Genomic DNA, 13,421 nt, shown 5'->3' on the forward strand with positions numbered 1-13,421 from the left:
GTCGTGGTCGGGAGTCAGTCGCTGTGCTTATGTGCCGCATGGGCCGTGCCGTTCGCGTGCGCGGGCGTGCGCTGCACCACCAGCCGGTCGTCGTACACGCCGGTGAAGCGGGCGAAGACGAGTACTTGGGGTGCCCCGCCCTTCGCGTCGGTGGTGAAGTCGACCAGCGGGGTGCGCTCGCCGTCGCGCCGGCCGTAGAGGGTGTACTGGGTGGAAGGGGCCAAGCCACGGGCGGAGAACAGGAGTTGGTCGAGGCCGTCGACGGGGCGGACGGTCGCCTCGACATCACTGCCGGCGTCCCGGGGGACATCCACCGGCACGTCGCGGGTGGCGGCGGCCAGGCCCTGACGGCCGAGTCCGGAGGTCGCGGCGGGCGTGGACCGTGCCACGTAGACAAGAGCCTGCGGGTCTTGCCCCACGTGAAGGGTCTTCACCACGCGGCGGGTCCGGGTGTCGATGACGTCCACGCCGTCGCCGCGCTCCAAGGCCACATAGACCTTGCTGTTGTCCGGGCTCGGCCAGATGCCGTGCGGTGTGGAGCCGGAGTCGTGGATGCGGTCCACCAACTTGGGCTCGGCGCCGTGGCGTTCGTAGACGAGCGTCTGGTCCAGGCCGCCGACGGTGACGTACGCGTACGCGGCCTCCGGCGTGGTGACGAAGTTGATGTGGTTGGTCTCCGGGCCGGTGTCGAGGACGGTGAGGACGCGCCCTTCCCGCACGTCGACGACGGTCGTCCGGCCCGCCTTCTTCTGGCCGACCCACAGTTCCCGGCCGTCCGGGGAGAGCGCGGCGTCCGGGGAGAAGACGTCGCCGATGCCGCCGATGCGCTGCACGACCTCCTGGCTGCCGGTGTCGATGACGTCGACCTCGGCGGCGCCGATGTGGTTGACGTAGGCGCGTTTCCCGTCCGGGCTGAACAGGACCTTGCTCGGGCCCTGTGCCGTACGGATCCGCTTCTTGACGATCCCTCGCTCGACGTCGACGACGGCCACCGTGTCCCGCCCGCGCTCGGCGACCCAGAACTCGCTGCCGTCGGCGTTGAAGAACCCCTCGTGGGCGGCCCGGCCGACGTACGTCTTGGAGACCACCTCGTTGGTCGCCGTATCGATCACGACGACCGAGTTCGTGGTGACGCTGACGACCCCGAGCCGGCGCCCGTCGCGGGAGAACCCCAGTCCGTGGACGCCGACCTCCTTCAGGTACTGGGCTCCCAGGACTCCCCCGAGTCGCTCAGAGCCAAGGGCGAGGGTGCCCAGGACCCGGTCCGTCGACGGGTCGATCACGGAGACGGTGTTCGACGTCTGATCGGCCGTATAGACGCGGTCCGCCGACGAGATGGGCTGCGCGCCCGGCAGCGCGGGCGCCTGGACGGGCCCGTTCTGCCGTGCCACCGCCGGGGTGCTGCCGTGGCTGCCGCCTCCCCGGGACGCCCCGCCGTCACCGCCGTCGCCGCCGTCCGCCAGCGCCATCCCGACGCTTCCCGCCGCCACGACCGCGACCGCCGCCGATGCCGCGACGGCGGCCTTGCGGAACCTGTTCACTCCCACTCCGACCTCCTCCGATGCCCGTAACAAGGACGTGTACGACGGGAGTTGGAGGTCGGTTCATGAGTGGCGAAAGAAAAACGGAACCACCCGTCCTCGAAATTTCAGGGACGCATCTGCAGTAGCGGCCTGCCGTCCGAGGTCGCCACGCGCAGCAGTGCGACCTGGTCGCGCGGGATCGAGGAAGCACCGCGCAGCCGTGCGACGCCATTGGGCGTGGAGGACCACTCGGCGGCCTGCTCGCGGTGCCCGTGCCGGTCGACGACCCACGCCACGAAGTGTTCGCCCCGCGGCATGCCCTGGACATGCAGGGCGATCTCGGTCCCCCATGCCCGCGCTTCGAGCCCCCCGTGACCGCTCGCCGAACTGCCCGCCATGGCGATCAGCGGCTTGCCGTCCGGTCCCGGCCCCGCGGACACCTCCGTCCGGTCACCGTTCAACGCGACGACGCCGACCGCGCCGCCCCCGAGCAGCAGACCGGCCACGGCCGCGGCCACCAGGGCGAGGCGTGGGCGCCGGAACCAGGGCCCGCGGCGAACGGAGTCCTGCCCCTCACTCTCCGCACGCTCGGATCGGGCGGCCGCGATCAGGCCGTCCCACAGGTGGTCCGGCGGCGGGCCGGGCTGCGGCGGCGGCCCCGCCTGGCGGAGGAGCCCGGGCAGCACGGCGTACGCGGACAGCTCCCGCCGGCAGGAGTCGCAGCCCGCCTGATGGGATTCCAGCCTCTGCCGGTCCTCCGTGTTCAGACCGCCGAGCACATAGGCACCGAGCAGCGCCCGCAGCTCGTCATGCCGCTCCTCGGGCCGCCCCTCGTGCCGCTCGTTGCTCTCCCTCACCGCACCACTCCCATTTCCTCCAGCACCGTCCGCAGCGAGCGCACGGCGTAGTACGCACGGGACTTCACCGTCCCCGCCGGTATCCCGAGCTGCGCGGCGGCCTCGGCGACGCTGCGTCCTCCGTAGTACAACTCCACGAGCGTCGCCCGGTGTTCGGGAGAGAGCCGTTCCAGCGCCTCGCTGACGAGCCAGCCGTCCAGCATCCGGTCCAGGTCGTCGCCGACCGCCGCGGACGCCATCGCCTCGTCGTTCTGCACCAGCCGCGGCCGGCGCTGCTCGGCGCGCCACTGGTCGGTCAGGATGTTGCGCGCCACCGAGAACAGATAGGAGCGCGGATTGCCGTGTTGCCGGTCGATGGCGTCCAGGTTCCGCCACGCCCGCAGAAGCGTCTCCTGGACGACGTCCTCCGCGCGCTGCCGGTCGGAAACATAACGCAGCACGAAAGCGTGCAGGACTCCGGCGTGTTCGTCGTACAGCGCGCGCAGCAACTCCTCATCCGCCGTCATAGCCCACTTCCGCTCCGCTGATCATCGGGTCACCGGGCGGGTGTACGTCGCGCGGGCGCCCACGGTTCACATCCGCCGGCCCCGAAAACGCCTGCTGCCCCCGGGAGCGCAGTCGGTAGAGTCCGGTGAGGCAGAATGCCCGCGATCGTGCGGTCATCAACCACGCCGCGTCATCGCTCACAGAACCCCGAGCAGATCGGAGGCGGCGGATGCACAAGCACGTCATGACAGCTGAGTCGGCATTGTCAGTGATCGCAGAGCTTGATGCTCACGAAGTACGAGCCTGTGTCGGAGGCGGATGGGCCGTTGACGCGCTCTTGGGCATCCAAACCCGCGAACATTCCGACCTCGACCTCTGGCTTCCAGCCGCTGACCTTGACCCGTTGATCGCCGCGTTTTCCAGGCTCGGCATCGACCGCGTGCTGCCTTGGGGCGGCGACAGGCCGTGGAACTTCGTGCTGCACGATGGTGAGCACCTGCGAGTCGATCTTCACTTGTACGAGGAGCTCGCCAACGGAGTCGTTCACTACGGGAGCGTCGTGAACGGACATCAGTTCACTACGGCCGACCTCGGTGGCGTAGGCCAGATCCTCGATACGGTCGTGCGCTGCGAGGCCCCGGAGTGGGCACTGCGATGCCACACCGGATATACCCCACGCGCAGTTGACTTCTCTGACGTGACGCAGCTTTGCGCCCGATTCGGGCTTCCCGTGCCCAAGTCGTATCGCACCAGCTAATCCAAGCGGTGAGCGGTCAACAGCTGTCGGGGCGCGACGCGGGAGTGAAGTCGGAGGACTCGTCGTCATTGCCGTCGGGGACGTGAAGGCGGGCGCCACGACTGCGGGCGATGCGGTGCACGTCGCGCAGGGATTCTGCCAATCGTGAGGCCAGGAAGTGGAGTTGGGGCTCGGTGGCCTTGCCGTGGCCGTTGCCGAGCAGGTCGGCGGCGTGAGATAGGAGGTCTTCGGCCATTCCGAGCTGGACGGACTCGACGTTGTCGGCGACGCGGGAGAGATAGCTGTCGCCGGTGTCGTCGCTCACGAGGTAGCAGGGGTTCCCTTCGAGGCTGGACCAGGGCAGAAGCCTGGGCCGGCGGGCAGTCGCGGCCTCGTAGCCATGGAACATCATGCGGTCACCTCGACACCGTGGATGTAGCGCGGGCCGATGTCCACGCCGTGCACAGCGAGCCAGAGGGCGCGCCGGCGGGCCCGTTGCCGCTTCTCCTGCTCACGCCGCGCGCGCTGCTCGTGGGCCAGGACGTAAGGGCGGACGAGCCGGGAGTCCTCGCCTCGGAGGGGGGCCATGTGCGGGGAGGGACGGCGTGACGGAGGCGCATGTGCGAAGTCTGCGGTTACGGGGCCGACAGGCCCGCCCCCGCTCTGCCGGTGGCACCCGGAGGCCGGCCACACCCACCGCAGCAGGGGCTCGACGAGGCGGGAGACAAGGTTCAACACGTCATCAGTTCCTCTGCGTCAGGACATCGCCGTGTAGCGATCTGCTCACAGAGTGAGACGGCCGAAGCTAGGCTCGCCAGGGGGTACGAGGTGACAAGGCATCTGTCACACGGGAGTTGACGATGAGCAACACCTATGGGGAATGGTTGAAGGCGCAACGCGAGGCCGCCGGCTTGACGCAGCAGGACCTGGCAACGTCGGCCGTCATGACGCGTTCGCACATCGCGCACATCGAGGCGGGGCGCCGCGTGCCGTCGAAGGAGGACGCGCGGCGGCTGGACAGGGCGCTGAACACGGGGAATGTGCTGAGTAGTTTCCTGCCGGAGGACGACGTCGCGGCAGCCGACTACTTCGAGGCAGTGCGCGTACTCGAACAACAAGCGGTGATGATCCGCGAGTTCGCCCTGGCCTACTTTCCCGGCATCCTCCAGACGGAAAGGTACGCGCGTGCCCTTCTGGGCACCGCGTTCCCCCCGGTGAGTGAAGAGGAGTGTGACAGGCGCGTTGTCACACGCCTTGAGCGTGCGAGGATCCTCGAAGACCCGGTGACGCCCGTAGTGTGGGCACTGCTCGACGAGACGCTATTGCGACGCCCTGTGACCGGCGAAGATGTCATGGCCGAGCAGGTCATGCATGTCGTTCGCCTTGCCGAGACCGGGCGCATCCGAGTGCATGTGATGCCGTTCGGCGGGGGTCATCATCCGCTGGTGGACAGCATGCTCACGTTGATGTGGTTCGAAGACCAGCCCCCGCTCGCATACAGCGAAGGCGGTGGCACGGGGAAGTTGCACGATTCCCCTTCCATGGTCCGGAAGTTGCAGCATCGCTACGATCTTGCGCTGAGCAACGCAATGCCGCTGAAGGACTCACTAGCCCTGCTCAGGGCCACCGCGAAGGAGTACGGACACCATGACTGAGCGCACCATCCAGGACGCGGCCGCGCTGAGCGGCTGGCGCAAGTCGTCGCACAGCGATAACAACGCCGGAAGCTGCCTCGAAGTCCTCGACGGCCACCCCGCCGGCGTCCCCGTCCGTGACTCCAAGAACCCCGGCGGCCCTGCGCTCGTGTTTCCCTCGGGCGGCTGGGCGTCGTTCGTTGCGGCGGTCAGGGCCGGAGAGCTGTCCGTCTGAGGCAAGAAACGCCGACGGCCTCCGGGAGCACATGTCCCGGAGGCCGTGAACTGCCAAGCCTGTCAGCCCAGATGCGTAGGCGCGAACATCTTCAGGAGCGCCGGGAGTACGACCACCGACGGGCCCGGTTCCGCGAGGGACTTTGCCAGGTCGTCGCGGAGGGTCTCCGGGGAGGTCCGTACCGCCGGGACCCCGAAGGACTCCGCCAGTGCCACGAAGTCCGGGCGGGAGAGCTCCGTCGCCGTCGCCTCGCCGAACGCGTCCGTCATGTACTCGCGCAGGATGCCGTAGCCGCCGTCGTCGACGATCAGCCAGGTCACCGGCAGGTCGTACTGCTTCGCCGTGGCCAGTTCCGCGATGGAGTACATCGCGCCGCCGTCGCCGGACACCGCGAGGACCGGCTTCGACGGGTCGGCCGCGGCAGCGCCGAGCGCGGCCGGGAACCCGTAGCCGAGGCCGCCCGCGCCCTGCGCCGAGTGCAGCGCGCCCGGCCACGCCGACCAGGCCCAGTAGGCCAGGATCGTCATGTCCCAGAAGGAGGGGGAGGCGGCGGGGAGCGCTTCGCGTACGGAGTTCAGGATCTGGCGCTCGAAAGCCAGGTCCTGGCCGTCGAGGCGTTCGCGGACCGCGGTCAGGAGGGCGGCGACCCGCTCGGGGGCCGACGGGTCCACGCGCTCAGTGACCGTCTCGACGAGCGCCGAGAGCGCGAGCCGCGCGTCCGCGTGGATGCCGAGCGCCGGGTGGTTGGACTCCAGCTTTCCGGCGTCCGCCTCGATCTGGATCACCCGGCCGCGCGGCGCGAACGTGTGGTAGTTCGAGGAGAGTTCGCCCAGGCCCGAGCCGACGACGAGCAGGACGTCCGCGTCCTCCAGGAGGTCCGTCGTGTGGCGGTCCTCCATCCAGGACTGGAGCGAGAGCGGGTGCTCCCAGGGGAACGCGCCCTTGCCGCCGAAGGTCGTGACGACGGGGGCGGACAGTTTCTCCGCGAGGGCCAGCAGTTTGCCGCTCGCGTCCGACCGTACGACTCCGCCGCCCGCGATGATCACGGGGCGCTCGGCGCGTGACAGCAAGTCGGCTGCCACCGCGGTGAGTTCGGGGCGCGGGACCAGGTCCCGCGGCGTCGCGTCCATCGCCGTGACGACCGGGAGGGTCGTCTCCGCGAGGAGCACGTCCTGCGGGATCTCCACCCAGACCGGGCCGTGCGGCGCCGTCAGCGCGGACTCCCAGGCCGCCGCGATCGCGGACGGGATCTGGGACTGCGTACGGACGGTGTGGACGGACTTGACCACGTCCCGGAACGACGCCTGCTGGTCGCGGAGTTCGTGCAGGTAGCCGTGGCGTCCGCCGCCGAGCCCTGCGACCGGGATCTGGCTGCCGATGGCGAGTACGGGCGCGGAGGCGGCGGCCGCCTCCTGGAGCGCGGCGAGCGACATCAGCGCGCCGGGGCCGGTGGAGAGGAGGAGCGGGGCCACCTCGCCGGTGACCCGGCCGTAGGCGTCCGCCGCGAAGCCGGCGTTATTCTCGACGCGCAGGCCCACGTAGCGCAGGTCGGAGCGGCGGAGGGCGTCGAACATGCCTAGGGCGTGCTGGCCGGGGAGCCCGAAGACGGTGCTTGCGCCTAGGCCGTGCAGGGTTTCGACGACTAGGTCGCCGCCGTTGCGCCCGGCGGGCGGGGTGAGGGCGGCCTCGGTCTGCGCCGGGGTGGGCAGCAGTTCCAGGTCGTGGTCGTGGGTCATGTTCGGGTCCCCTGGGCGTGGTGGTCGGGTGCGGGCCGGTGGTCGGGTTGTGCCCACCCGTTCCTCCCCCAGTGTCTGAAGGACCTGGGGGGACCCCCAGCGGAACGCCTGCCCACAACCCGACCAGACGGGGGTCCTACTTCGCCGCGCGCTCGGCCGCGATCTGGCGGGACATGATCGTCGTCAGTTCGTACGCCGTGTGGGAGGCCGCGACCGCCGTGATCTCGGCGTGGTCGTAGGCCGGGGCGACCTCGACGACGTCGGCGGAGACGAGGTTGCAGGAGGACAGGCCGCGCAGGATCTCCAGGAGCTCTCGCGAGGTCATGCCGCCGGCCTCGGGGGTGCCGGTGCCGGGGGCGTGCGCCGGGTCGAGGCAGTCGATGTCGATGGAGATGTAGAGGGGACGGTCGCCGATGCGCTGGCGGAGCTGGTCGGCGACCTCGTCGGCGCCGCGGCGGTAGATGTCCGCCGAGGTGACGATGCCGAAGCCCATCTTCTCGTCGTCGGTGAGGTCCTGCTTGCCGTACAGCGGGCCGCGCGTACCGACGTGCGAGAGCGCGGAGGTGTCGAGGATGCCCTCCTCGACGGCACGGCGGAACGGGGTGCCGTGCGTGTACTCGGCGCCGAAGTAGGTGTCCCACGTGTCGAGGTGCGCGTCGAAGTGGAGCAGCGCGACCGGGCCGTGCTTCTTGGCGACGGAGCGGAGGAGGGGGAGAGCGATGGTGTGGTCGCCACCCAGCGTCATCATGCGGGCGCCCGTGCCGAGCAGGTCGTCGGCCGCGGCCTCGATCGTCTCGACGGCCTCGTTGATGTTGAACGGGTTGGCCGCGATGTCACCGGCGTCCGCGACCTGCGCGAGGGCGAACGGGGAGGCGTCCTGCGCCGGGTTGTAGGGGCGCAGGAGGCGGGACGCCTCGCGGATCGCGTTGCCGCCGAAGCGGGCGCCGGGGCGGTACGAGACGCCCGTGTCGAAGGGCACGCCCACGACGGCCACGTCCGCGGTGCCGACCTCGTCGAGGCGGGGCAGGCGGGCGAAGGTGGCGGGACCGGCGTACCGCGGGACGCGGGAGGAGTCGACCGGACCGCGGGGCGTCTCGTTGCTGCTCATGCGAATTGCCTTCTTTCCTACGCTTGTTGCGTCGTGCGCGCGTGGCCCTGGGTGGGGCCACGCGCGCCTTCCGGGATTACTGGGTGGCGCCGACCGGCTCGTCGGCGTCCGCCTCGGCCCCGCGCCCGGCGAGCCGTTCGCGCCAGGTGGCGAGCACCGCGGCGTCGGTCGGCTTGGTGGCGAGCGAGACGATGACGTACGCGGCGAGGGACAGCACGAGGCCGTAGTAGACGGGCTCGTTGGCGAGGATTCCGTAGCCCGCCATCAGGCCGATGACGCCGAGTCCGCCGACGATGACGGCGGCGAGGGCGCCGGCCACGGTGCCGCGCTTCCACAGCAGGCCGCCGAGGATGGGCACGAGGAGCCCGCCGACGAGCAGGTTGTAGGCGACGGTCAGGGCCTCGACGACGTTGTTGAGCGCGATGGCGATGCAGATCGTCGCGACACCCATGATGAGGATGAAGAGGCGGTTGCCCTTCACCTCGTCGTGCGGTTCGTCGCCGCTCGCGCCCGACGGCTTGATGACGCCGCGCAGCCGCGACCAGATGTCGTTGTTGGCGACGGTCGCGCAGGCGATCAGCGCGCCGGACGAGGTCGACATGACGGCGGCGAGCGCGGCGGCGAGCACGAGGCCGCGCACACCGATGGGGAGTTCGTCCTTGACGATGGTCGCGAACGCGGAGTCGGGGCTGGACAGGTGCGGGTACATGACCTTCGCGGCGGTGCCGATGACGGCGCCGGCGATGGCGTACAGGAGGCAGTAGGTGCCGGCGACGGTGCCGCCGATGCGGGCGACCTTGTCGCTGCGGGCGGTGAACACGCGCTGCCAGATGTCCTGGCCGATCAGCATGCCGAACGTGTAGATGAGCACGTAGGTGAAGATCGTCTCGCCGCCGATGCCCAGCGGGTCGAAGTAGGTGGTCGGCAGCTTGGCCTTCATCTCGCTGAAGCCGCCGGCCTTGATCACGGCGATCGGCAGGAGAAGCAGGAGCACGCCGATGGTCTTCACCACGAACTGCACCATGTCGGTGAGGGTGATGGACCACATGCCACCGAGCGTGGAGTAGGCGACGACGATGGCGCCGCCCAGGATGATCGCGAACGTGCGGGGCATGTCGAACAGCACGTCGAAGATCGTGGCGTAGGCGATGGTCGAGGTGACGGCGAGCATCAGCGTGTACGCCCACATCACGACACCGGAGATGACGCCGGCCCGGCCGCCGTACCGCAGGTCGAGCATTTCGGAGACGGTGTAGACCTTCAGGCGGGCGATGCGCGCCGAGAAGAAGACCGAGAGGGCGAGCAGGCCGAGGCCGATGGTGAAGACCATCCAGGCGCCGGACAGGCCGTACTGGTAGCCGAGGCCCACGCCGCCGATGGTGGAGGCACCGCCGAGGACGATCGCGGCCATGGTGCCGGAGTACATCATCGGGCCGAGCCTGCGGCCCGCCACCAGGAACTCGCTCTTGGACTTGGCGCGGCGCATGCCCCACCAGCCCATGGCGAGCATGCCGGCCAAGTAGAGGACGATCACTGTGTAGTCGACGGCCATAGGGCCCTCCTTCGCGCACCTCGGTGGCGTGTCGTGCAGATGGGGGTGTGGAGATGGGGGTGGACCGGCCGTGGGGACATCCGCCCGTACCCGCGGCCTGCGGTCGGCACGACCTTAGGTGGCCTGAAAGCAACGCTGAAGTGTACTTTTTATCCACTCTCTCGCGACTGGATGGAGAAATCGTCCACCATGCCGGACGCAACCCGGTCGACGGCGGGCCCGTCAGCACCCTCCGTACCCGCAGGCCCACCCGCACCGGCCGTCCCGCCGACGCCGCCGGTGCCGCTCGTCGCGCTGCTCGCCCGCGAGGACCTCGGCCTGCGCCAGATCGCGGGCCCGGCCGTCGGCCCCGACACGGTGATCCACTGGGCGCACACGTCCGAGATGGCCGACCCGTACCCGTATCTGCTCGGCGGCGAGCTGCTGCTGACCGCCGGGGTGCACGCGACGGAGGCCGCGGGGACGGGGCCCTACTACGACGACTACGTGGCGCGGGTCGTCGAGGCGGGCGGCGCGGCGCTCGGCTTCGGTGTCGCGCCGGTGCACGACACCGTGCCGCGCGCCCTGGTCGAGGCCTGTGAGCGGCACGGCCTGCCGCTCTTCGAGGTGCCGCCCCGCACCACGTTCAGCGAGGTCGCGCGCGCGGTCTGGCAGCTCATGGCGCAGGCGCGCATGGCCGAGCTGCGCCGGGTCAGCGAGGCGCAGCAGGGCCTCGCCACGGCGGCGGCGCGGCCCGACCCGGTGCCCGCCGTGCTGCGCCAGCTCGCCCAGCGCACCGGCGGCTGGGCCCAGCTCACCGCGCCGGACGGCACGGAGGTCGGCCGCGCGGGCCCCGCGCCCGGGCCCGAGGTGACGGCGGCGATGGCCCAGCTGATGCGGATCGTGCGCCCCGGCGAGACCCGTCTCTTCCCCTCCCCCACGTCGGCGGCGGACACGGTGGGCGGCACGCATCTCGCGGCGTACGCGCTGGGCGGCGGCCAGGGGTACGCCCTCGGGACGGCGGTCGGCCACCGGGACCCGGGCGGCCACACGATCGCGGGCGTCGCCGTCGTGCTGCTGTCGCTGCTGACCGGGGAGCACCAGACGACGGCCGAGTCGGCGCGCTCGGCCGCTCTGGTGCGGCTCCTCCTCGGCGAGGGCCCGGCGGACGTGGCGCCGCTCCTCGGAGAGGGCACATGGCGGGTGGTCCACGCGGCCCCCGACCGGGCGGGTCCGCCGCCCGTCGCGCTCGGCACGCCCTTGCTCGACGCCACCGACTCCCTCATACGCGCCCTGCTGCCCGCCGACCAGGAGGTCGTCGTCCAGGAGGGCTGGTGTCTCGGGGTGAGCGCCGCCGCGCCGACGGACGCGCTGCCGGCGGCCGACGCGCAGGCGGCCCGCGCCCTGGCCCGCGCGAAGGCGACCCGCACCCCGCTCCTGCACCACCGCGCGGACGCGCGGGGCCTCGCCGCGCTCGTCGACCCGGGCGAGGCGGCGGCCCACTCGCGGGCGCTTCTCGCGCCGATCTCCCATACGCCGGCCCTGCCGCAGACCCTGCGCACCTGGCTTTCCCTGCACGGCAGTTGGGACCGTACGGCCACCGCGCTCGCCGTCCACCGCAACACCGTCCGTCAGCGCATCGCGAAGTGCGCGACGCTTCTGGACGTCGACCTGGACGACCCCGACGTACGCATGGAGCTGTGGTTCGCGCTGCGCCACGCAGAGTGACGCACGTCCCACCCTCCGGGACGCCGGGTCCACGACGATCTCCCGGCGGCACAATGGATCCCATGCCGATATCCGGGATCCCCAGCCGCGCCGCGCTCGTCGACCATCTGATCCGCACCCGCATCGCGGGCGACGTGGCCACCCCCCGCGACAACAACCTCGCCCACTACCGCAGGCTCGCGAACGGCGACCGCCACTACTGGCTCGGCCTGGAACTCGGCGATCGCTGGACCGACGAGCAGGACGTCCTCGCGGTGATGGCGGAGCGGTGCGGCGTGAACGACGACCACGAGTTCCGCTTCGGCCAGGACACCATCGACCCGGAGCTCACGGTCGACGCCCTGGAGCGGATGGCGGCGCGCCTGCGCAAGGCGGCGGCCGGCGAGGAGCGTGTCTTGTTCGCTACGGGCCACCCGGGCGGGCTGCTCGACGTGCACCGGGCGACGGCGGCGGCGCTGCGCGCGGCGGGCTGCGAGATCGTCGTGATCCCGGAGGGGCTAGCGACGGACGAGGGCATGGTCTTCCAGTTCGCGGACGTGGCGGTCCTGGAGCGGGGCGCGACGCTGTGGCACACGCACTCCCCGGACCCGATGGCGCGGATCCTGGACGGCCTGGAGCGCGAGGGCCGCCCGCTGCCGGACCTGGTCGTCGCGGACCACGGCTGGGCGGGCTGCGCGGGGCAGCGCGGCATCGACTCCGTCGGCTACGCGGACAGCAACGACCCTGCGCTGTTCATCGGCGAGGCCGAGGGCACGCTGCAGGTGACGGTGCCCCTCGACGACCACGTCACGAGCCCGCGCCACTACGACCCGATGACGGCGTACCTCCTGGACGCGGCGGGCCTCAGCCCCACGGGCTGAGCCCTTCCTCGCGGCGCTGCGCGAACCCCGGCGTCGGGTCCAGGTAGACCCGGCGCACATGCGGGAAGCGCTCCCGAAGCCGCCGCGCGGCCTCCTCGCAGGCCCACTCGATCTGGGCGGCGGTGGACGCGTCGCGGAAGTCGACCTTCGCGGCGACGAGGGCCTCGCGCGGGCCCTGGACGAGGGTGGTCAGTTCGAGGACGGCCTCGACGTGCTCGACCCCGGCGATGATCCCGCGGATCTCCTGCCGGACCGGTTCCGGAAGGGGCCGCCCGATGAGGAGTTCGGCGTTCGACCGGCCCAGGACCCAGGCGACGTACAGGAGCAGTACGCCGATGCACAGGGACGCGACGGCGTCGTACACGCCGGAGCCGGTGAGCTGGCCGCCGAGGAGTCCGCCCGCGGCGAGCACGAGGCCGACGAGGGCCGCGGAGTCCTCCATGACGACGGCCTTGACGGCGGTGTCGGGCGTCCGGCGCAGGTATCTGCCCATGGGCGCGCCGAGCCGGGCGGCCTCGGCGCGGGCCTGCCGCATGCCGGTGCGCAGGGAGAGGCCCTCCAGGAGGAAGGCGACGGCGAGGACGATGTACGAGACGAGCGGGTCGCCGAGCTCCTCCCCTGCCGCCAGCGTGTGGATGCCGTCGTAGAGGGAGAAGACGGCGCCGCCCACGAACGTGGCGACGGCGGCGAGCATGGCCCAGATGTAGCGCTCCGGACCGTAGCCGAGGGGGTGGTCCTCGTCGGCGGGCTTCTCGCTGCGCTTGAGGGCGGTGAGCAGCAGGACCTCGGTGACCGTGTCGGCCACCGAATGGGCGGCCTCCGACAGCATGGCGCTCGACCCGCTGATGACGCCGGCGACGCCCTTCGCGAGGGCGATCCCGAGGTTGGCGACCGCCGCCACGATGACGGTGAAAGTGCTCTCGCCGCCGCCGTTCCCACCCGTGTCGCCGGCCGTCCCGGTCGTCCGCTCAGCGCTCGTGCCCATGC

At 71.2% G+C, this 13,421-nt stretch carries 14 protein-coding genes; 5 read left to right on the forward strand and 9 right to left on the reverse strand.

All coding sequences use genetic code 11. From position 1 onward, the window contains the following. Window positions 1–14: 14 nt before the first annotated feature. From EOT10_RS14950 to EOT10_RS14960, 3 genes are all read right to left on the reverse strand, one after another. The gene (locus tag EOT10_RS14950; RefSeq protein WP_127828684.1) at window positions 15–1,547 is read right to left on the reverse strand and encodes a YncE family protein; all 1,533 of its coding nucleotides are present in this window, start codon (window positions 1,545–1,547) and stop codon (window positions 15–17) included. Window positions 1,548–1,648: 101 nt separating this feature from the next. Then, on the reverse strand, window positions 1,649–2,380 hold the full coding sequence (locus EOT10_RS14955) for an anti-sigma factor family protein (protein WP_127828685.1): 732 nt from the start codon (window positions 2,378–2,380) through the stop codon (window positions 1,649–1,651). After that, the gene (locus EOT10_RS14960) at window positions 2,377–2,886 is read right to left on the reverse strand and encodes a sigma-70 family RNA polymerase sigma factor (protein WP_127828686.1); all 510 of its coding nucleotides are present in this window, start codon (window positions 2,884–2,886) and stop codon (window positions 2,377–2,379) included. Before EOT10_RS14960 ends, EOT10_RS14955 begins: the two co-directional genes overlap by 4 nt. Window positions 2,887–3,110: 224 nt before the next feature. Between EOT10_RS14960 and EOT10_RS14965 the strand changes: the two genes are divergently transcribed. Beyond that, complete coding sequence (locus EOT10_RS14965; protein ID WP_127828921.1) at window positions 3,111–3,623, forward strand: nucleotidyltransferase domain-containing protein; 513 nt, start codon at window positions 3,111–3,113, stop codon at window positions 3,621–3,623. A gap of 16 nt (window positions 3,624–3,639) precedes the next feature. Here the strand turns inward: EOT10_RS14965 and EOT10_RS14970 are convergent, their stop codons facing one another. Together EOT10_RS14970 and EOT10_RS41930 are read right to left on the reverse strand one after the other, a co-directional pair. Next, window positions 3,640–4,014, reverse strand: a complete 375-nt coding sequence (locus tag EOT10_RS14970; protein WP_127828687.1) for a hypothetical protein — start codon at window positions 4,012–4,014, stop codon at window positions 3,640–3,642. Then, window positions 4,011–4,190: a hypothetical protein gene (locus EOT10_RS41930; RefSeq protein WP_223280979.1), complete on the reverse strand. Its 180-nt coding sequence runs from the start codon at window positions 4,188–4,190 to the stop codon at window positions 4,011–4,013. The genes EOT10_RS14970 and EOT10_RS41930 overlap by 4 nt, the downstream gene beginning before the upstream one ends. Before the next feature lie 272 nt (window positions 4,191–4,462). On the opposite strand from EOT10_RS41930, the gene EOT10_RS14980 reads away from it, so the two are divergent. After that, complete coding sequence (locus EOT10_RS14980; RefSeq protein ID WP_127828689.1) at window positions 4,463–5,257, forward strand: helix-turn-helix domain-containing protein; 795 nt, start codon at window positions 4,463–4,465, stop codon at window positions 5,255–5,257. Next, window positions 5,250–5,471, forward strand: coding sequence for a DUF397 domain-containing protein (locus EOT10_RS14985; protein WP_127828690.1), 222 nt, complete (start codon window positions 5,250–5,252; stop codon window positions 5,469–5,471). Before EOT10_RS14980 ends, EOT10_RS14985 begins: the two co-directional genes overlap by 8 nt. 62 nt (window positions 5,472–5,533) lie before the next feature. Here the strand turns inward: EOT10_RS14985 and EOT10_RS14990 are convergent, their stop codons facing one another. The 3 genes from EOT10_RS14990 to EOT10_RS15000 all read right to left on the reverse strand — a co-directional run bounded on the left by EOT10_RS14990 (window position 5,534) and on the right by EOT10_RS15000 (window position 9,867). After that, the gene (locus EOT10_RS14990) at window positions 5,534–7,207 is read right to left on the reverse strand and encodes a thiamine pyrophosphate-binding protein (RefSeq protein WP_127828691.1); all 1,674 of its coding nucleotides are present in this window, start codon (window positions 7,205–7,207) and stop codon (window positions 5,534–5,536) included. Window positions 7,208–7,343: 136 nt separating this feature from the next. Beyond that, the gene (speB, locus tag EOT10_RS14995; protein ID WP_127828692.1) at window positions 7,344–8,315 is read right to left on the reverse strand and encodes an agmatinase; all 972 of its coding nucleotides are present in this window, start codon (window positions 8,313–8,315) and stop codon (window positions 7,344–7,346) included. A 76-nt stretch (window positions 8,316–8,391) separates the two neighbouring features. Further along, window positions 8,392–9,867, reverse strand: coding sequence for a sodium:solute symporter family protein (locus EOT10_RS15000; RefSeq protein ID WP_127828693.1), 1,476 nt, complete (start codon window positions 9,865–9,867; stop codon window positions 8,392–8,394). A 189-nt stretch (window positions 9,868–10,056) separates the two neighbouring features. On the opposite strand from EOT10_RS15000, the gene EOT10_RS15005 reads away from it, so the two are divergent. Together EOT10_RS15005 and EOT10_RS15010 are read left to right on the forward strand one after the other, a co-directional pair. Further along, window positions 10,057–11,574 carry a PucR family transcriptional regulator gene (locus EOT10_RS15005; RefSeq protein WP_223280980.1) on the forward strand — a complete coding sequence of 506 codons (1,518 nt, stop codon included), beginning with the start codon at window positions 10,057–10,059 and terminating at the stop codon, window positions 11,572–11,574. A gap of 62 nt (window positions 11,575–11,636) precedes the next feature. Further along, window positions 11,637–12,434 carry a phosphatase gene (locus tag EOT10_RS15010; RefSeq protein ID WP_127828695.1) on the forward strand — a complete coding sequence of 266 codons (798 nt, stop codon included), beginning with the start codon at window positions 11,637–11,639 and terminating at the stop codon, window positions 12,432–12,434. On the opposite strand, the gene EOT10_RS15015 is transcribed toward EOT10_RS15010, so the two are convergent. Beyond that, complete coding sequence (locus tag EOT10_RS15015) at window positions 12,418–13,419, reverse strand: cation diffusion facilitator family transporter (protein ID WP_127828696.1); 1,002 nt, start codon at window positions 13,417–13,419, stop codon at window positions 12,418–12,420. The genes EOT10_RS15010 and EOT10_RS15015 overlap by 17 nt on opposite strands. Window positions 13,420–13,421 lie beyond the last annotated feature (2 nt).

The sequence above is a fragment of the Streptomyces antnestii genome (assembly GCF_004005495.1).
Lineage (GTDB): Bacteria > Actinomycetota > Actinomycetes > Streptomycetales > Streptomycetaceae > Streptomyces > Streptomyces antnestii.

Excerpts from the sequence above, each read along its gene's own strand:
- EOT10_RS14965 (WP_127828921.1), top strand. The coding sequence starts at position 3,111 with ATGACAGCTGAGTCGGCATTGTCAGTGATCGCAGAGCTTGATGCTCAC.
- EOT10_RS15000 (WP_127828693.1), bottom strand. The coding sequence starts at position 9,867 with ATGGCCGTCGACTACACAGTGATCGTCCTCTACTTGGCCGGCATGCTC.
- EOT10_RS14990 (WP_127828691.1), bottom strand. The coding sequence starts at position 7,207 with ATGACCCACGACCACGACCTGGAACTGCTGCCCACCCCGGCGCAGACC.
- EOT10_RS14970 (WP_127828687.1), bottom strand. The coding sequence starts at position 4,014 with ATGATGTTCCATGGCTACGAGGCCGCGACTGCCCGCCGGCCCAGGCTT.
- EOT10_RS14985 (WP_127828690.1), top strand. The coding sequence starts at position 5,250 with ATGACTGAGCGCACCATCCAGGACGCGGCCGCGCTGAGCGGCTGGCGC.
- EOT10_RS41930 (WP_223280979.1), bottom strand. The coding sequence starts at position 4,190 with ATGGCCCCCCTCCGAGGCGAGGACTCCCGGCTCGTCCGCCCTTACGTC.
- speB (WP_127828692.1), bottom strand. The coding sequence starts at position 8,315 with ATGAGCAGCAACGAGACGCCCCGCGGTCCGGTCGACTCCTCCCGCGTC.
- EOT10_RS15015 (WP_127828696.1), bottom strand. The coding sequence starts at position 13,419 with ATGGGCACGAGCGCTGAGCGGACGACCGGGACGGCCGGCGACACGGGT.
- EOT10_RS15005 (WP_223280980.1), top strand. The coding sequence starts at position 10,057 with ATGCCGGACGCAACCCGGTCGACGGCGGGCCCGTCAGCACCCTCCGTA.
- EOT10_RS14980 (WP_127828689.1), top strand. The coding sequence starts at position 4,463 with ATGAGCAACACCTATGGGGAATGGTTGAAGGCGCAACGCGAGGCCGCC.
- EOT10_RS15010 (WP_127828695.1), top strand. The coding sequence starts at position 11,637 with ATGCCGATATCCGGGATCCCCAGCCGCGCCGCGCTCGTCGACCATCTG.
- EOT10_RS14960 (WP_127828686.1), bottom strand. The coding sequence starts at position 2,886 with ATGACGGCGGATGAGGAGTTGCTGCGCGCGCTGTACGACGAACACGCC.